The organism is Burkholderia sp. S171, assembly GCF_009766085.1.
Taxonomy (GTDB): Bacteria; Pseudomonadota; Gammaproteobacteria; order Burkholderiales; family Burkholderiaceae; genus Caballeronia.
This window is the reverse complement of record NZ_LMUF01000061.1, coordinates 209,163-227,270: the sequence shown is the minus strand read 5'-3', so window position 1 is coordinate 227,270 and position 18,108 is coordinate 209,163. Positions and strand designations below refer to the sequence as shown.

At 60.2% G+C, this 18,108-nt stretch carries 14 protein-coding genes; 9 read left to right on the top strand and 5 right to left on the bottom strand.

What is annotated here, in order from left to right:
* The first annotated feature begins 106 nt into the window (after window positions 1-106).
* Window positions 107-970, top strand: a complete 864-nt coding sequence (locus GSQ93_RS34300; protein WP_158940357.1) for a glycine betaine ABC transporter substrate-binding protein — start codon at window positions 107-109, stop codon at window positions 968-970.
* 95 nt (window positions 971-1,065) lie between these two features.
* Here GSQ93_RS34300 and purU read toward each other — a convergent pair whose 3' ends face one another.
* Window positions 1,066-1,962, bottom strand: coding sequence for a formyltetrahydrofolate deformylase (purU, locus tag GSQ93_RS34295; RefSeq protein WP_158940356.1), 897 nt, complete (start codon window positions 1,960-1,962; stop codon window positions 1,066-1,068).
* Window positions 1,963-2,099: 137 nt separating this feature from the next.
* The gene (locus GSQ93_RS34290; protein ID WP_158940355.1) at window positions 2,100-3,020 is read right to left on the bottom strand and encodes a LysR family transcriptional regulator; all 921 of its coding nucleotides are present in this window, start codon (window positions 3,018-3,020) and stop codon (window positions 2,100-2,102) included.
* A 143-nt stretch (window positions 3,021-3,163) separates the two neighbouring features.
* Here GSQ93_RS34290 and betC point away from each other — a divergent pair, with 143 nt between their 5' ends.
* The 3 genes from betC (at window position 3,164) to GSQ93_RS34275 (ending at window position 7,118) form a co-directional block, all read left to right on the top strand.
* Window positions 3,164-4,702, top strand: coding sequence for a choline-sulfatase (gene betC / locus GSQ93_RS34285; protein WP_158940354.1), 1,539 nt, complete (start codon window positions 3,164-3,166; stop codon window positions 4,700-4,702).
* A 52-nt stretch (window positions 4,703-4,754) separates the two neighbouring features.
* Complete coding sequence (locus GSQ93_RS34280; RefSeq protein ID WP_158940353.1) at window positions 4,755-5,705, top strand: choline ABC transporter substrate-binding protein; 951 nt, start codon at window positions 4,755-4,757, stop codon at window positions 5,703-5,705.
* A 264-nt stretch (window positions 5,706-5,969) separates the two neighbouring features.
* The gene (locus tag GSQ93_RS34275) at window positions 5,970-7,118 is read left to right on the top strand and encodes a porin (protein WP_158940352.1); all 1,149 of its coding nucleotides are present in this window, start codon (window positions 5,970-5,972) and stop codon (window positions 7,116-7,118) included.
* A gap of 16 nt (window positions 7,119-7,134) precedes the next feature.
* On the opposite strand, the gene GSQ93_RS34270 is transcribed toward GSQ93_RS34275, so the two are convergent.
* Window positions 7,135-8,118: a GlxA family transcriptional regulator gene (locus GSQ93_RS34270; RefSeq protein ID WP_158940351.1), complete on the bottom strand. Its 984-nt coding sequence runs from the start codon at window positions 8,116-8,118 to the stop codon at window positions 7,135-7,137.
* Window positions 8,119-9,326: 1,208 nt separating this feature from the next.
* Here GSQ93_RS34270 and GSQ93_RS34265 point away from each other — a divergent pair.
* From GSQ93_RS34265 to GSQ93_RS34250, 4 genes are all read left to right on the top strand, one after another.
* The gene (locus GSQ93_RS34265; protein WP_158940350.1) at window positions 9,327-10,283 is read left to right on the top strand and encodes a choline ABC transporter substrate-binding protein; all 957 of its coding nucleotides are present in this window, start codon (window positions 9,327-9,329) and stop codon (window positions 10,281-10,283) included.
* Between the two features lie 14 nt (window positions 10,284-10,297).
* Window positions 10,298-11,227 (top strand): 3-keto-5-aminohexanoate cleavage protein, encoded by a 930-nt coding sequence (locus tag GSQ93_RS34260; protein ID WP_158940349.1) that lies wholly within the window; start codon window positions 10,298-10,300, stop codon window positions 11,225-11,227.
* Window positions 11,228-11,357: 130 nt separating this feature from the next.
* Window positions 11,358-12,305: an L-carnitine dehydrogenase gene (locus GSQ93_RS34255; protein WP_158940348.1), complete on the top strand. Its 948-nt coding sequence runs from the start codon at window positions 11,358-11,360 to the stop codon at window positions 12,303-12,305.
* A 24-nt stretch (window positions 12,306-12,329) separates the two neighbouring features.
* Entirely contained in the window at window positions 12,330-12,857 is a 528-nt protein-coding gene (locus tag GSQ93_RS34250; protein ID WP_158940347.1) for a thioesterase family protein, read from the top strand.
* On the opposite strand, the gene GSQ93_RS34245 is transcribed toward GSQ93_RS34250, so the two are convergent.
* Both GSQ93_RS34245 and GSQ93_RS34240 read right to left on the bottom strand, forming a co-directional pair.
* On the bottom strand, window positions 12,779-15,118 hold the full coding sequence (locus tag GSQ93_RS34245) for a cation-translocating P-type ATPase (RefSeq protein ID WP_254074209.1): 2,340 nt from the start codon (window positions 15,116-15,118) through the stop codon (window positions 12,779-12,781). The two genes, GSQ93_RS34250 and GSQ93_RS34245, sit on opposite strands and share 79 nt — an antisense overlap.
* 78 nt (window positions 15,119-15,196) lie before the next feature.
* Window positions 15,197-15,850 carry an FMN-binding negative transcriptional regulator gene (locus GSQ93_RS34240; protein ID WP_158940346.1) on the bottom strand — a complete coding sequence of 218 codons (654 nt, stop codon included), beginning with the start codon at window positions 15,848-15,850 and terminating at the stop codon, window positions 15,197-15,199.
* 272 nt (window positions 15,851-16,122) lie between these two features.
* Between GSQ93_RS34240 and GSQ93_RS34235 the strand changes: the two genes are divergently transcribed.
* On the top strand, window positions 16,123-17,625 hold the full coding sequence (locus tag GSQ93_RS34235; protein WP_158940345.1) for a DUF1254 domain-containing protein: 1,503 nt from the start codon (window positions 16,123-16,125) through the stop codon (window positions 17,623-17,625).
* Window positions 17,626-18,108 lie beyond the last annotated feature (483 nt).

Genomic DNA, 18,108 nt, shown 5'->3' with positions numbered 1-18,108 from the left:
CGAGGTCGCATCCAGACAACTGGATGTCGAAAAATAACCAGTCGGCGTATTTCTGGCCGGTGATTCTAAAGCCTCAATGGTGTGGACCGCAAAGGGGAGTACGACAATGAGACTGATCAAAAAACTGCTTGTTTTAAGCACTTTAAGTGCTGCGCTGGCGGCAACCAGCGCGGGTGTGATTGCCGCTGACGCGAAACCGACCATCAAGATCGGTTACGTGGAAGGCTGGGACGACAGCGTGGCCACGTCGAACGTGGCAGCGCAGATCATCGAGAAGAAGCTGGGTTATCCCGTGCAACTCGTACCGGTCGCGGCCGGCGTGATGTGGCAGGGCGTGGCGCGCGGTGACCTCGACGCTACGTTGTCGGCGTGGTTGCCGGTCACGCACGGCGCGTATTGGGACAACTTCAAGACGAAGGTCGTCGATCTCGGTACGAACTTTCCTGACGCGAAGATTGGCCTGATCGTGCCGGAAGATGCGGACGTGACGAGCCTGACGGATCTCGAAGCGAAGAAGGACGAATTCGGCGGCCGCATTGTCGGTATTGATGCAGGTGCCGGCGTGATGTCGAAGACGAGCGAAGCGATCAAGGCATATGGTCTGGACTACACGTTAATGCCGAGTTCGGGCAGTGCGATGACGGCGGAACTGGCGCGTTCGGAAAACGCGAAGAAGCCGATCATTGTGACGGGTTGGAAACCGCACTGGATGTTCGCGAAGTACAAGCTGAAATTCCTGGAAGATCCGAAGAAGGTGTTCGGTGAAGCCGAGCACGTGGACAGCGTAGTGAATCCGGGACTTGAGAAGAAGGCGCCTACGGTGGTCGCTTTCCTGAAGAAGTTCCAGTGGAAACCGGGCGAGATCGACAGCGTGATGCTGGCGACCACGAACGGCGCAAAGCCGGCCGCTGCTGCCGACGCGTGGGTGAGCGCGCATGGCGATCGTGTGTCGACCTGGACTGCTAATTAAAAGCCCCAAGCTTCAGCTTTAGTTTCAGCTTCAACGAAACAACGCCGCTTTTTAGCGGCGTTGTTTCGTTTTCGGAGCCTTTGTTCAACGGCTGGTTACAGCACTACCGTCCGGTCGCCGTTGATAAATACGCGCCGTTCAATGAACGCCTTCACAGCACGAGCAAGCGTGATGCATTCCACGTCACGCCCCGTCGCCAGCAAGCGTTCTGGCTTGTACGAGTGATCCACGCGCTCAACCACTTGCTCAATGATCGGACCTTCATCCAGGTCATCGGTCACGAAATGCGCCGTTGCGCCGATCAGTTTCACGCCACGCGTATGCGCCTGGTGATAAGGCTTCGCGCCTTTGAAACCGGGCAAGAATGAATGATGGATGTTGATCGCACGTGCAGCCAGTTTGCGGCTCGTCTCACCCGACAGGATCTGCATATAGCGCGCGAGAATCATCAACTCCGCGCCGGATGAGTCGAACAAGTCGAGCAGACGCGCTTCCTGTTCCGGTTTGGTATCGGCGGTAACAGGGAGGTGATGGAAGGGCAAGCCGTGCTGCACGGCAAGCGGTTCCAGATCGCGGTGGTTCGACCCGATTCCCACTATGTCCATCTTCAGCTCGCCCATGCGCCAGCGGAACAATAAGTCCGCGAGACAGTGCTCAAGCTTCGACACCATGATGAGGACCTTCGGCCGCGCGGCCACCTTGTGGATCGCCCACGTCATGGAGAAACGCTCGGCAATAGGCGTGAATTCCTGCTGCAACGCGGCGATCTGCAGCGTTTCATCGTGATCCACGCCGTGGAAGACGCAGCGTACGAAGAAGCGCTGGCTGAGGTCGTCGTCGAAGACGGTGAGTTCATCGACGTAACACTGATGCCGGTCAAGGAAACCGACCACGGCGGCAACTTGTCCCGCCGCGCTGGGACAGGCCACGGTCAGCACGAGTTGATGAGAAAGGGTGTCAGTGACGCTACTAGTGACATTGCTGCCGGCCATGCGGTTCTCCACTATGCGAATGGCAGCGCCGCGAACGCAGCGCGCATACGTTGCAGTAGAACAAATTGCATGGCGCCGCGGCTAGAAGCTAAACGCCGTGACGCTGGTATCGGAGCGTCAGGCTGGTTTGGGCGGTCTCAGACTGTCACGCCGCACTCAATCAACAGCCAATCGCGAAACGCACAGACGGCCGTGGTTTGTGCGCGTGGCGCATTCAAAAGATATCCGCCGTCCGTTGTGACCGGTGTGTCGAACAACTCGATCAGTTGGCCGCTCGCAACGAGTTCATCCACCAGCGGCGCCCAGCCTAACGCTACGCCTTGGCCCATGATCGCCGCGTGCGCGACGAAGCCATAACTGGTAAACGTGATGCCGCGATGCGCGGGCGGCGCTCCCAGCCCGTGCGCCGCGAACCAGCCATGCCACGACAGCCAGCGCTCCGGGTTCGTGGGCTCAAGATGAAGCAAGGGCAGACTAACAAGATCCGAAGGATGACCGGGCTTGCCGTGTCGCGCGAGGAATGCGGGGCTGCACACCGGCGTAACTTGCTCGGGAAACAATTTGACCGTGCCGCGTCCGGCCCAGTCGGATGTCGCGTGACCAAAACCGATCACGATATCCGCATGATCGTGATCGGCGGCCAGTACATCTTGCGCAGTGGTGATCTTTACATCCACATCCGGCATCAGCGCCTTGAATTGCGACAGGCGCGGCATCAGCCAATAAGTCGCGAAGCCGAAGTCAGTCAGGAGATTGAGCGAGCGCTGCGCGGGCGACGCGTGGCGTGCGCGAATGTCATTCGTGGCAATGCGGATGGTGTCGAGGCTCTGGCGTACCGCTTCGAACAGGCGCACGCCGTCTTCGGTAAGCGTCACCCCCCGATGCCCGCGCTCGAACAGCGCTGCGCCGAGGTTCTCCTCGAGCTGCACCACGCGCTGGCTGACCGCCGGCTGCGTGGACCCCAGTTCGCGGGCAGCAGCGGTGAAACTGGCGAGACGCGCGGCGGACTCGAACATCGACAGCGCCTGCATCGGCGGCAAACGATCCTGTCTCGACATAAGTCCCCCTTATGAGCTCATAACGTTTTGCTCTCTTCACAGCCGCGAATTGAACGGCAATAGTGATGCGCGACACAGGCCGTTCGCCGTGCGATGCCATCCATTCTGCGCCACCCTCCTGATTCTATTCGAGCCTTGCTCCGATGCTTAAACGCAAACAAAATATCCTTATTCTGATGGCTGATCAAATGACGCCGTTCGCGTTGTCCGCGTACGGCCATCACGTGACGAAGACGCCGAACATGGACGCGCTCGCGGCCCGGGGCGTGGTCTTCGATTCGGCCTATTGCGCGAGCCCGCTCTGCGCACCGTCGCGGTTTTCGTTCTTGTCGGGCAAGCTGCCCTCGGCGATAGGCGCCTACGATAACGCCGCCGAATTTCCCTCGCAAACATTAACGTTCGCGCATTACCTGCGCGCGGAGGGGTATCGGACGATTCTCTCGGGGAAGATGCATTTCTGCGGTCCGGATCAGTTGCACGGTTTCGAGGAGCGCCTGACGACCGACATCTATCCGGCGGATTTCGGCTGGACGCCGGACTGGGACGACTTCGAGACGCGCCCGAGCTGGTATCACAACATGAGTTCGGTGATCGATGCGGGGCCGTGCGTGCGCACGAATCAACTCGATTTCGACGATGAAGTGACCTACACCACGCGCCAGAAGCTATTCGACATCGCGCGCGAGCGGCAAGCCGGGAAAGACGAGCGGCCGTTTTGCGTGGTGGCGTCGCTGACGCATCCGCACGATCCTTACGCGATCCCGCAGAAATACTGGGACATGTACCGCGACGAAGACATTCAAATGCCGGCGTACCGCGACGCGCTGGACGCTGCCGACCCGCATTCGAAGCGCCTGCGTTATGTGTGCGAGACCGACAAGACGCCGCCGACCGACCAGCAGATCCGCAACGCGCGCCATGCGTATTACGGCGCGATTTCATATGTCGATGCGCAGTTCGGCGCGATCCTCGAAGCGCTCGATCAGGCGGGCATGGCCGACGACACCATCGTGATCGTGACATCCGATCATGGCGAGATGCTGGGCGAACGTGGCCTCTGGTACAAGATGACGTTTTTCGAAGGCGGCTGCCGCGTGCCGCTGATCGTGCACGCACCGGGACAATTCGAGGCGGCGCATGTGAGCGCTTCCGTCTCGCATCTCGACTTGCTGCCGACGCTGGTGGAACTGGGCCGTGGCACGCCGCGACCCGAATGGCCCGATACGCTCGATGGCCGCAGCCTCGTGCCGCATCTGCTTGGCGATGCGCAAGCACACGATGAAGCCATCGGCGAGTACCTGGCTGAAGGTGCAATTGCGCCGATCGTGATGCTGCGCCGCGGCGACTTCAAGTTCATCCATACGCCCTCGGACCCCGACCAGCTCTTCAACGTTACAGACGATCCATGGGAACGCACCAACCTCGCCACGCTGCCGGAACACGCGGCGAGCGTCTCGTTGTTCCGCGAGGAAATCGCTGGCCGCTGGGATCTCGACGCGCTGCGCGAAGAGGTCGTGCAAAGCCAGCGGCGCCGGCAATTTCACTTCGAAGCGACCACGCAAGGCCGTATCGAATCATGGGACTGGCAACCGTCGGTCGATGCCAGCCAACGTTATATGCGCAATCACATTGACCTCGACACGCTCGAAGCCATGGCGCGTTTTCCCGCTGTCACGCGCTAAAGCCCACGCCACTGAACTACAACCAAAACCACACCACTCACAGGAAGCCAACATGAAAAAGCCCTTACAGCACGCGCTATTCTGCATTGCGGCACTCTGCGCATCCATCGGTACGGTCGTCGCCGCCGAGCCCCAAAGCTGCCAGCAGGTGAAGATGGCGGACCCGGGCTGGACGGATATTGACGCCACCAACGCCATGGCCGGGGTCGTGTTGAAAGCGCTCGGATATAAGCAGAGCGTCTCGAACCTTTCAGTGCCGATTACGTACCAAGGCTTGAAGAAAGGCCAGGTCGACGCGTTCCTGGGTAACTGGATGCCCGCGCAAGGGCCGCTGGTCAAGCAGTTCCTTGATGAGAAGTCGATCGACGTGGTGCACCCGAACCTGACCAACGCGAAATTCACGCTGGCCGTGCCTGACTATGTGGCGGCTGCCGGCGTGCACACGTTCGCCGACTTGCAGAAGAACCTAGACAAGTTCGACGGCAAGATCTATGGCATTGAACCGGGGGCGCCGGCGAATCAGAACATCAAGAAGATGATCGATGAAAAGGCCTTCGGACTGAATGGCTGGAAGCTGGTGGAGTCCAGTGAGACCGGCATGCTGACGCAAGTCGAACGGTCCGTTCGCGACAAGAAGTGGATCGTGTTCCTTGCTTGGGAACCGCATCTGATGAACACGAAGTTCCATCTCACCTACCTCGATGGCGGCGATAAATACTTCGGCCCGAACTTTGGCGGTGCGACGGTCAATACGGTCGCGCGGGCGGGATACGTGGGCGAATGCCCGAACGTGGGACGCCTTTTCAAGCAGATGACATTTAACGTCGACCTGGAGAACGGCATCATCACGGACGTCCTTCAAAACAAGACCAACGTCGATACCGCTGCTGCAGCGGCACTCAAACGCAACCCGGATTTGGTGAAGGGTTGGCTCGACGGCGTTACCACGATAACGGGTGGAAATGCGTGGGAAGCGGTGCAAACAGCGCTTGATTCCAAATAACAACAGTGGGTCGCAACTGGACAGATTTACGTCGCAAAAGGTCGAGCCCCAGTAAATATGGCCTCTTACTTTTGCAAGGCTGGTGCATGCGCTTGAAGCTCAATGCATGCACTAGCGCCCCATGCGTCAGATCACTGTAGTACGCCAGTCTCTGCAATAAAAATTCGAGCGAGCAGCGTTGCGCGATGTCAATCCATCGCCGGAGCAGCGCGGACCTCGCTTGGTCCAACGAAACGTGCAAACGGGTATCAGGGAGAATCAACGATGAAGAAGCGAAATGCCGTAAAGCTGGCGGCCCTAGCGTTGAGCGCAGGCGTCGTGTCCGCACCTGCTGTGGTTCGCGCGCAAAGCAGCGTGACGCTGTACGGTATCCTCGACGCCGGTATTACCTACGTCAACAACACGGGCGGTTCGCATGTCGTCAAATTCGACGACGGCATCTCTTACGGCAACCGGTTCGGCCTCAAGGGCACGGAAGACCTGGGCGGTGGCATGAAGGCAATCTTCGTGCTCGAGAACGGCTTCCATCTGGGCAACGGCACCTTTGCCCAGGGCGGCGCGGAATTCGGCCGGCAGGCTTATGTGGGCTTGCAGAACCAGTGGGGCACGATCTCGGCGGGTAACCAGCTCGACCTGACGAACGAGTTCATGGAGGGTTACAACATCTCCTCGTTCGGCAGCGGCTACGCGATCCACCAGGGCGACTTCGACCGCATGAACGGCGACCGTTTGCCGAACTCGATCAAGTACATGTCCCCCGACATCAGCGGCCTGACGTTCGGCGGCTTGTATTCGTTCGGCAATGTTTCGGGTGATTTCCACGAGAAGAGCGCATACAGCTTGGGCGCGCATTACGCGCACGGCGACTTCACGATCGGCACCGCGGTTACGCGCCTGAACAATCCGAACGGTATCTACGCATTCGACCCGTACGCGATGATCGGCACGAAGACCTTCCTGGGCCAGACCGTTGCCACCACGAACGCGGCAACGGGCGCCGTGACCGACCTGTTCAGCAGCGCCGCGTTCGACGTCGACAGCCAGATGACTTACGGCATTGGGTCCTCGTATGCGCTCGGCAACCTGACGCTGTTGGGCAACTACACCTACACCACGATCAAGGGCTTTGGACAGTCGTCGCACATGCACGTGGGTGAGGGTGGTGCGGAATATAACTTCACGCCTGCGTTGATCCTGTACGGTGGTTATCAGTTCACGGCGTTTGAAGGCCACAAGTGGAACATGGGCTCGCTCGGGCTGCATTACCTGTTGTCCAAGCGTACCGACGTCTATGTGTCGGGCGATTACCTCAAGGCATCGAGTGGTGTGAACGCGGTGATCGGCTATAGCTTTACGCCGTCGACGTCGAGCACCCAAAGCGATGTTCGCATTGGTCTTCGGCACTCGTTCTAAGCGTTATCTGTTTGTTTCAGCCTGCCGCGACGGTGTCCCCAACGGGCGCCGTCGCGCGTGGCGAGCTTCGGTCCTGACGCGGGCTTGAGCCGAAGCGCGTGCGGTAGGTGCGTGAAAAGTGCGAGGGTGATTCGAAGCCGCATGCCACGCAGACCGTGGTAATGGACATGTCGGTTTGTTGTAGTAATTCGCGGGCGCGTGCAAGGCGCAGTCCGAGATAGAAGTGCGTAGGTGTGTCTTTCATTGCCGAGCAGAACAGGCGTTCCAACTGACGCCGCGTCACGCCGATTTCCTCTGCCAGTGCATCTGGCGACAGGGGTTCCTCCATGTGTTGTTCCATCACGCCGATCACCTGGATCAGCTTGCGATTGTGGATGCCGTAGCGCGCTGCGATCTGCATGCGCTGGTGGTCCGAGCGTTGCCGGATGCGGCCGAGCACGAATTGCTCGGAGACCTGGGCAGCGAGTTCGGCACCGTGGCGGCGCCCGATCAGGTCGAGCATCAGGTCGATGGACGCGGTGCCGCCGGCGCACGTGATGCGCCGCGCATCGATTTCGAATAGTTCCTGGCTGACCGTGAGTGATGGATAGCGTTCCTGGAACGCCGATGCCGCTTCCCAGTGGAGTGTCACGCGCTCGTGCTTGAGGAGTCCTGCTTCGGCCAGGACGAAACTTCCTGTATCGATACCGCCCAGCGTTGCGCCTTTGCGATCCATCCGGCGGAGCCAGTCGCCCATTTCGCGTGTGTAGCGGCTTAGCGGGTTGAAGCCTGCGACGACGATGACGTTGGTGGCTTCGTCAACGTCGGTCAGGGCGCTTTCTGCGTTGAGCGAGATGCCGTTGCTGGCGCAGACGGGGCCGCCGTCGAGGCTTAGGATGTGCCAGCGGTACAGTGCGCCACGGAAGCGGTTGGCGACGCGTAGCGGCTCGATGGCCGACATGAAGCCGATGGACGAAAACTCGGGCAGCAGCAGGAAGTGGAAGTCTTCGGTGGCGGGCATTACACGGTGGGGGCGATTTGCAATCGGACTAGCACGCTAACAAGCTGAAATTGTGGGCGCAATGGGGCCAAACCTAGGTTTTTCGTTCGCACTTGATTGGGGGGCGGGGCGGGGTGTCAGGTTCTGGGGGTAACGGTCGGGGTTTGTGCTGGGTTGGTGCTGGGTTGGTGCTTTCGGCGTTAGTGGTCTGCGTGAGTCGGATTTTCTCTTTATCACTGTTAGCCACTGCGCGTGGCGGCGCGTCATTTCTTTGTCCAAAGCGACAAAGAAACGAAGCAAAGAAAACGCTTTTAACCACGCTACCCTAAGTGTCCACAGCGTGCAGTTCCATTTCATGGGTGCCCCAAAAGCACGGTGCTCGCCAGAGCACCGGATGTGTGAAACCCTCCTTCTCGCGAATCCCGACATAGACACGCTTCGCCACCAGTGCCCTCGGGCAAGCACCCTTGCCAAGCAACCAGGACGGCCTCTCGCGTATATGCGGCTTCGTTTCTTGGTAGGTCGACTGAACCGTCTGCGTGGTCTGCGTGGCTAGTTTAGTGGGACATATGGCTGAACATATATTTACGGCTTATTTTTTGGGTAAGTCGGCTGCGTGGGGATGGTCGTTTTCGTGGAATATGGCTCACGCATGCTTGCGGCGTCATTGCGTAGTCGCTTGGTGGGTTGGCGATGTGGTTCGTCATGCGTACAGATTTGGTGATTGGTTCACGCGGATAGCGCGGGGTGAACCGTGGGCAGATTCAGTCACTGGTGGCGAAGCGTGTCAGAACCAGTGTTCGGAGAAGGAGGGTTTCACACATCGGTGGCTCTGGCGAGCACCGTGCTTTTGGGGCACCTATGAATCAAAACTGCACGCTGTGGACACTTAGGGTAGCGTGGTTGAAAGCGTTTTCTTTGCTTCGTTTCTTTGTCGCTTTGGACAAAGAAATGACGTGCCGCCACGCACAGTGGCTAACAGTGATAAAGAGAATATCCGACTCACGCAGACCACCAACCCCGAAAGCACCAACCCAGCACAAACCCCGACCGCTAACCCCCGGCCCTACCCCCTGAACAGTGCGAACGAAAAAACCGTCGCTAATAGTCAACTCCCGGTCGCACCCGGTCGCCTCCCCACCATTACGCGGCGGTACTTTTACCCACGGTCGGACAACTCCGAACGCGTCTGTCCCACACAAAAAATCACCGGAACAGGAAGCCAAGCCATGACATCACTCCCGACAACGAAAAAGCTGCTCGCCTGTCTGTTACTCGCGTTGACCTCCTTCGGCGCATCCGCGCAAAGCAAGGAAGACGCAAGCTGCCGCACCGTTCGATTCGTCGATATCGGCTGGACCGACATCACCTCGACCACAGCACTCGCATCCGTCGTATTCCAGGGCCTCGGCTATGACCCGAAGATCACCCAGGCCTCAGTGCCCATCTCGCTAGCGGGCCTGAAGACCAAGCAGATCGACGTCTCGCTGGGCTACTGGTGGCCAGTGCAGGAAAAGGCGGTTCAGCCGTTCATCGACGCGAAACAAATCGATAAGCTCGACCCGCCAAATCTCTCGGGCGCCAAGGCAACACTCGCCGTACCGAGCTATGAATACGACGCAGGCCTGAAGACGTTCCAGGACATCGCGAAGCACAAGGACGACCTCGACGGCAAGATCTACGGCATCGAACCGGGCAGCAGCGCAAACGCCCAGATCCAAAAGATGATCGATACCAACCAGTACGGCCTGGGCGGTTTCAAGCTGGTGCAATCGAGTGAAGCCGGCATGCTGGTTACAGTCGACCGCGCTGTCCGCGACAAGAAGTGGGTCGTGTTCCTCGGCTGGGAACCGCATCCGATGAACATCCAGATCAAGATGAATTACCTGTCCGGCGGCGACGAGGTGTTCGGCCCGAACTACGGCGAAGCGCGCGTCTATACGCTGACCAACCCCGACTTCCTGGCGCGCTGCCCGAACGCCGGCAAGCTGGTATCGAATCTGCGGTTCACCACGCAACTGGAGAACCAATTGATGATTCCGGTCATGGCCAAAGTGCGTCCCGCCGATGCAGCCAAGGATTATCTGAAGAAGAATCCGCAAGTTCTGGATGCCTGGCTCGCAGGCGTCAAGACGGTTGACGGCAAGGACGGCCTGCCGGCAGTTAAGCAATATCTGGGTCTTTGAAAGGACGACGCAACATGAACTATGAAGTGATCGTGACGTGCGCGGTAACAGGCGCGGGTGACACCACGAGCAAACACCCGGCCATTCCGGTCACGCCCAAGCAGATCGCGGAGGCGGCTATCGAGGCCGCGCGAGCAGGGGCAACCGTTGCGCATTGCCACGTCCGCGATCCACGCACGGGCCGCGGCAGCCGCGACCCGGCGCTGTACCGTGAGGTGGTCGATCGCATCCGTTCGTCGGATGTGGACGTGATCATCAACCTGACGGCGGGCATGGGCGGTGACCTGGAAATAGGCGCGGGCGAAGCGCCCATGCAGTTCGGCGCGGGCACCGACCTAGTTGGTGGATTGACCCGGCTTGCACATGTGGAAGAGTTGTTGCCGGAAATCTGCACGCTGGACTGCGGCACGCTGAATTTCGGCGATGGCGACACGATCTACGTATCCACTCCCGCGCAACTTCGAGCAGGCGCGAAGCGGATCCAAGAGCTGGGTGTGAAGCCGGAACTCGAGATCTTCGATACAGGCCATTTGTGGTTCGCGAAGCAAATGCAAAAGGAGGGTTTGCTGGACGATGCCCCCCTGTTCCAGCTATGCATGGGCATCCCCTGGGGTGCACCGGCGGACGTAGGCACGCTCAAGTCGATGGTCGACAACATGCCCGCGGGCGCGCAGTGGGCGGGGTTCGGGATCGGCCGCATGCAGATGCCGATGGTCGCGCAGGCGATGCTATTAGGCGGCCACGTGCGCGTGGGTCTTGAAGACAACCTTTATCTGGATCGTGGTGTGCATGCAAGCAATGGCACGCTGGTTCAGCGCGCGGTAGAAATTATCGAGCGTCTGGGTGGTCGTGCGTTGACGCCGGCAGAAGGCAGAAAGAAGCTGAACCTGCCGGCGCGCGGCGAGCGGTTGCTTGACCGCCGCAAGATCGAGCAGTTCGCGTAAGGCGGGAAAGTCGCGAACCTGAAACCCGCCGACGCAGGCAGTGCGAAAGCGGGGATTCAAGTTAAAAGCAGGCACAAGATACTGAAGCGTCGAAGCAAGTTGGAAGCTAAATTAATAAGGAATCCGGTATATGCAAGTCAAGACGTTTGCTGCGTTGGGCGTAGGGGTAATTGGAGGCGGCTGGGTATCGCGAGCGTTAGCGCATGGGCTTGACGTCGTAGCGTGGGATCCGGCGCCGGGCGCCGAGCAGCAATTGAGGGCGAACGTCGCCAACGCATGGCCGGCGCTAGAACGAGTGGGACTGGCCGAGGGTGCATCGCAGGAAAGGCTGCGTTTCGTTGCCACCATCGAGGAATGCGTCGCCGAGGCCGACTTCATTCAGGAAAGCGCGCCGGAGCGTGAAGACCTGAAATTGACGCTTCATGAGAAAGCATCCAAGGCAGCAAAACCGGAAGCCATCATCGCGTCGTCGACCTCGGGCTTGCTCCCGACGGATTTCTACGCGAGCGCCAAAGACGCATCGCGTTGCATCGTGGGCCATCCGTTCAATCCTGTCTATTTGCTGCCGTTGGTGGAAGTTGTTGGCGGCGAAAAGACGTCGGAAGCAACGTTGCAAGCAGCATCGACATTTTATGAATCGATAGGCATGCGCCCGTTGAGAGTCCGCAAAGAGGTTCCGGGTTTTATCGCCGACCGTTTGCTGGAAGCGCTCTGGCGCGAGGCGCTCCACTTGGTGAACGAAGGCGTGGCGACTACCGGCGAAATCGACGATGCGATTCGCTTTGGCGCAGGCATTCGCTGGTCATTCATGGGCACGTTCCTGACCTATACGCTCGCGGGCGGCGAGGCCGGCATGCGTCATTTCATGCAGCAGTTCGGACCGGCGCTGGAATTGCCGTGGACCAAGCTGGTTGCTCCAAAACTCACGGACGAACTTATCGACCGCGTGGTGGACGGGACCACGGATCAGCAGGGCACGCATTCCATCAAGCAATTGGAGCGTTATCGCGACGACTGCATCACGAGCGTGATGACGGCTATTGCGGAAGCGAAATCCCGCCACGGCATAGTGGACTAACGAAGGCATTCGAGTGACGTAAAAGTGACGCAAAATCGAACGATCTACCGCGACACGGTGAGGCCCGAATGGGTCGACTACAACGGCCATCTCCGTGACGCGTTCTACATGCTGATCTTCAGCCTCTCGACCGATTCCTTCATGGACCGCATTGGCCTGGACGAAGCCGGCCGCACATCTCGCGGCCGTTCGCTCTTCACGCTCGAAGCGCACATCAACTATCTGCACGAGATCAAGGAAGGCGCAGCGGTTCGCGTGGAGGCATCGGTGCTCGCGTTCGATGCCAAGCGTGTCCACCTGTACATGGAAATGTTCGCCGACGAGGGAACGGAGCCCATCGCGGCGAGCGAACAAATGCTGCTTCACGTCGATACCACCAACGGCGCGAAGTCCGCAGCCTTCGATACGGATATCGCCGGCCGTATCGAAGCGATGTTCCTCGACGCGCCGAAAGAAGCGCCGAAGGAAGCCCGTTATGCCGGCCGCGTGATCGGCTTGCCGTCGGGACCGCGGGCGGTGGCATCGGCATCTGCAGCCACCAAACCCGCCTGAGCACGCCACGTCCGTAACAGCAACGCGTTCGTCACTACGCTCACGCTTGAGAACGCCATGGCTGCGCCCCCGAGCATCGGATTGAGCAGTCCGAACGCGGCGAGCGGAATGCCGATCAGGTTGTACACAAATGCCCAGAACAGGTTTTGCTGGATCTTGCGATACGTGCGCCGCGCGATATCGATGGCATCCGCAACCAGGGCCGGATCGCCGCGCATCAGCGTGATGCCGGCGGCTTCCATGGCGACATCGGTGCCGGTCGCCATCGCGATGCCGATATCGGCGGCGGCGAGCGCGGGCGCGTCGTTGATGCCGTCGCCGGCCATCGCTACCGCTCCTTGCGCCGATGCCTTCAGTTCCGCGATCACGCGGGCCTTATCGGCGGGGAGCATGTGCGCGTGAACTGCATCGGGTGCAATGCCGAGTGATTTTGCGACGCTGGCCGCGCTGCCGGCGTTATCGCCGGTGAGCAGGACGCTCTTGATGCCCATCGCGCTCAGCCGTTCGATAGCGGCGCGTGCGCCGGGCTTCAGCGAGTCGCCGAACGCGAGCAGGGCGAGCACGCGCGGACTCGCGGGTGTGCGCTGCAAATCGCCTGAACGACCATCGCCGCCCAGTTCCACCAGCCAAGACACCGTATTCCCAAGCTGTTCCAGTTCCGCCGCCCGCGTAGCCAACCGGTTCGGCGCGACCAGCCGCAACTCATCGAGCCAACGATCACTGGCGATTGCCAGGTGACGCTCGCCCACCCGCGCTTCGACACCACGTCCCGCGACCGCTTTTGCATCGCTCGCGGTAGCAGTAATGGCCGGAATCCGCTCGTCATCGGCGGCAGCAACAACCGCGCGCGCCAGCGGGTGATCGCTAAGCCGCTGAACGGCCGCCGCCAGCCCCAAAGCCTCTGCGCGATCCACGCCTTCATCCGCCTCGAACGCTGTCATGGAAGGCTTGCCGACAGTCAGCGTGCCGGTTTTATCGAAGGCGACAATCCTGATCCGATGCGCCATTTCCAGCGCCTGCGGGTCCTTGATCAGCACGCCGTGCCGGGCCGCGACGCCCGTTCCGGCCATGATCGCGGCGGGCGTCGCCAGCCCGAGCGCGCACGGACAGGCGATCACGAGCACCGCGACCGCGTTGAGCACGGCCGTTTCCACGCCCGCGCCCATCAACAGCCAGCCGATCAACGTGGCCAACGCGATCACAATAATTACCGGCACGAATATCGCCGATACCCGGTCCACCAGCCGCTGAATAGGCGCCTTCTCCGCCTGAGCCGATTCAACCAGCCGGATGATCCGCGCGAGCGTGGTTTCAGCGCCGGTCGCGGTTGTTTCGACAGCGATCACCCCTTCGCCGTTGATCGACCCCGCGGTCACGCGCGCTCCGGTTTCCTTCGCTACGGGCAGGCTTTCGCCGGTAATCAGCGATTCGTCTACGTGCGTGCGGCCTTCGCGAATCAGGCCGTCGACCGGCAGGCGCTCGCCTGGCCGCACGATTGCCACGTCGCCGTTGCGCACATCGGCCAGCGCGATGTCGCGTTCATTCCCGGTCGCCGCGTCGCGGATTCGCGCGCGCTCAGGGCGCAGCGCGTCGAGGGCGCGAATGGCGTCCGTGGTTTGCCGCTTGGCACGTGCTTCGAGCCATTTGCCGAAACGCACGAGCGTGATGACCACCGCCGCCGCCTCGAAATAGAGATGGGCGGACTCGCCGGGATGCGCGAACAGTTCGTACACGCTCAAGCCCCACGCAGCCGAGGTTCCGAGCGCCACGAGCAGATCCATGTTGCCTTCGCCCGAGCGCGCCGCCTTGAAGCCGCCGACATAAAATCGCGCTCCGAGCACGAATTGCACGATGCTGGCGAGCGCGAGCGATACCCAGACGCCGAGATGAAGATCCAGCCTCAGCATGGGCAAAACCAATGGCAGGGTCAGCAGCGCGGACACGATCACCGCCACGAGTTCACCCGTGTGCGCGGGCGCGACGACAGGCGCGGCTTCCGGTTCAATGAACGTCGCTTCGTAGCCCGCCTTGGTCACGGCGGCAACGAGTTGCTCGCGCGACACGGAGGGTTCGGCGTGAACGGTCGCTTTTTCGGTTGCCAGATTGACTGACACGTGTCCCACGCCCGGCACCTTCGCCAGCGCCTTTTCGACTCGCCGAACGCACGACGCGCACGTCATCCCGCCGATAGCTAACTCAGCGGTGGTGGACGCAGCTTCGGCGGCAGCCGGATTGATAGTTGGAACAGACGGTGCGGACATAACAAGGCTTCCCGGTTCAGTGCGAGCCATGAAATTCAACTCGATACAACCAGTATCGACATTCCAATGATTGGAAGGTCAAGGTGTATTTTCAATAGGAGGAGGCGCGTTGAACATGGCGTCGGCGAGCGCTGTCGCGGCATCTGTTTCGCGCTGACGCACGCCGTTGATTGCACCGATCCGGTCGGCCGGCACCTTGTTCTGGCTCAGCTTCGCCTTTCCAACGAGCCGCGTAACCTCAATTTCGATCCCGACAATGGCTTGCAGCATGGTCTGGATGAAATCCGGCGGCGCGTCGCCCATTTTCCACGGCGCCGCTTCGCCGGCTTCCATTTTCCGGGCGAGGCGTGCGACCACGCCGCGCACGAAAGTCTCGTCGTCGCGGATTGTGATCCGGCCGTGTGCGTGCACGACCAGATAGTTATAAGTGGGCACTTGCCGATGTGTTTCCTGCTTGCTCGGATAAAAAGTTGGCGAAATATAACCGGACGCCGCCTGGAAAATAACCAGTGCGTCAGAATCGCTCTCAATCTCCTGACAAATAGAATTGGCTCGTGCCACATGTGCGCGCAAAATGCCGTGTTCGCCCTGATCTGCGTCGAATTCGAATGGCACGTGGTTCGCGTCGAGACCGTTCGCGCCATGCGTGACAAGGGCTGCAAGCGGATTGTCAGCCATTAGCCGATGTAAAACCTCGGGGCGCTTTTCTTCGAAATAGGGCGGCAGATACATCGGCGGCTCGTGGACGGATTAGAAAGAACTGGCTAAAAAAACCGAAAAAAATCATGTTACGCAATGCACCGGCCGGTCGAAACCTTTCCGAAACCCCGGCGGGGGTGTTCAAGGGCGTTACGCGCTCCTTGCCTATCGTCATTGGATAAGATAAAAACCGGTTTCAAGATAGATTAAGCGCCGCGGCGCGGATTGGCAAAAGACCGGGAAACGAGGACCGGCCCGCGTACTCGACGAACGAAGTGAAAGCCTTAAACAGATCCTTAAATCGAATGAAAAATAATCGACGCTGGGCAGTTTCGTTGTACACGGCGCTATGGATGGCCGCTGGTTTGAGCAGTTTGGCAGTACTTGGCGGCTGCGCGACGCAGGCGCCCGTTGCGACCAGCGGGGATGGCTGGCGTAAGGATCAGGTTGCTGACGCTTATGTGTTTGGATATCCGCTGGTGGTGTCGGATATTGCACGGGAGAAAGTCACGGGCGGCGATGCGTCGCGGCCCGGCCAGGCGCCCGTGAATACACTGCGGCATGCTACGGCACTGCCGCCGGTTGGCGCGTCGGGGCGGCCGAGCGTGGATACGCTTGAATCGACCGCTTGGCTGGATGTCTCCAGCGGACCGGTCCTGGTCTCGCTTCCCAATGTGCCTTCCAATTCGCCGCGCGGCCGTTATTACGACGCCCGCGCCTTCGATGCCTGGACCAACGTGATCTACTCCAGCATCGCTCGCGGACCGGATCAGGCCGCGCCGGTGAAAAAGCTGACCGGGAAGGCGGCGCGAGCGGCCCGGCTGGCGGCGCAACAGGCCAATGTGCTGGCGTTTGTCCCGGCGGGTTATACGGGAACGCTGCCTGACGGCGTGACGCGGGTCGAAACGCCGACACGTTATGTATGGCTTTCTCTTCGTGTGCGCGTGAATGGCCAGCGCGACGTGCGTGAGGCACGCAAGCTGCAGACGGCGATGACCATAGAGGCGCCTTCCGCCGATAAAACCAGCACCGCCACAGCCGGCAGTGCGTGGCCGAACGTGACGGCCAGCACGCCGACGGTGGTAACAGGCGCGGGTGGCGATAAAGCCGATTCGCTCGATGCCACCGCGTTTTTCACGCGTCTTGCAAAAGCGTTGCAGGACAATCCGCCGGCGCCGAATGATCCGCACGCCGTTAGTTTGCTGGGTGATCTTGGCGTGAAGGCGGGCGAGCCGGTGCAGTTCCGTCCGGCCGATTCGGATTTGCTGGCGACGGGTCTGGCCGATGGCCGTACGCGGGTGGACACCATTCCGTCGAACGCGATCAGCCGTAACGGCTGGGTATGGTTCGGCGATGGCGCCGGCAATTACGACACTGACTACACGTTGCGCGCGTTCCTGGCGCGGCGTCAGTTGGGTACTGGCACGAAGGACGACGAGGTGAAGCCGGTGGCGTTCTCCGACAGCGACGGCCACGCGCTCAACGGTGCTAACGAGTACATCTTGCACTTTGCGCCGAACCAGTTGCCGCCGGTGCGCGGGTTCTGGACGTTGACGGCCTATACGAAGGATGGCGCGTTGATCGACGACAAAGCGCTGCGGCTTTCGCTGAATGACCGCGACCGGTTGAAGAAGAACCGTGATGGATCCGTCGATATTTCCGTGTCGGCTGCGGCGCCTGCGAAGGCGCGTGCGTCGAATTGGTTGCCGGCGCCGGATGGTGATTTTCAGTTGATGTTCCGGTTGTATGCGCCGAAGCCTGACGCGTCGAACGGGACGTGGGCGCCACCGGCCATCGAGCGGCAATAATTTTTGGTTTTTCGCTCGCGCCGGGAAGGGGCTGGTGGGGTGGGCGGTTCTGGGGTTTGGGGGTGGGGTCAGTGCTGGGTTGGTCGGTTCTGGGTTAGCGGTCGGGGTTGGTGCCGGGTTGCTGCTTTCGGCGTTAGCGGTCTGCGTGAGTCGGATTTTTTCTTTATCACTGTTAGCCACTGTGCGTGGCGGCACGTCATTTCTTTGTCCAAAGCGACAAAGAAACGAAGCAAAGAAAACGCTTTTAACCGCTCTACCCTAAGTGTCCACAGCGTGCAGTTTTAATTCATAGGTGCCCCAAAAGCACGGTGCTCGCCAGAGCGTCGGATGTGTGAAACCCTCCTTCTCCGTACACAGGTTCTGACACGCTTCGCCACCAGTAATTGAACCTGCCCACGGTGCACCCCGCGCTATCCGCGTGAACCAACCACCAAATGTGTACGCACGACGGACCACGCCGCGAACCCACCAAGAAATGCGGCC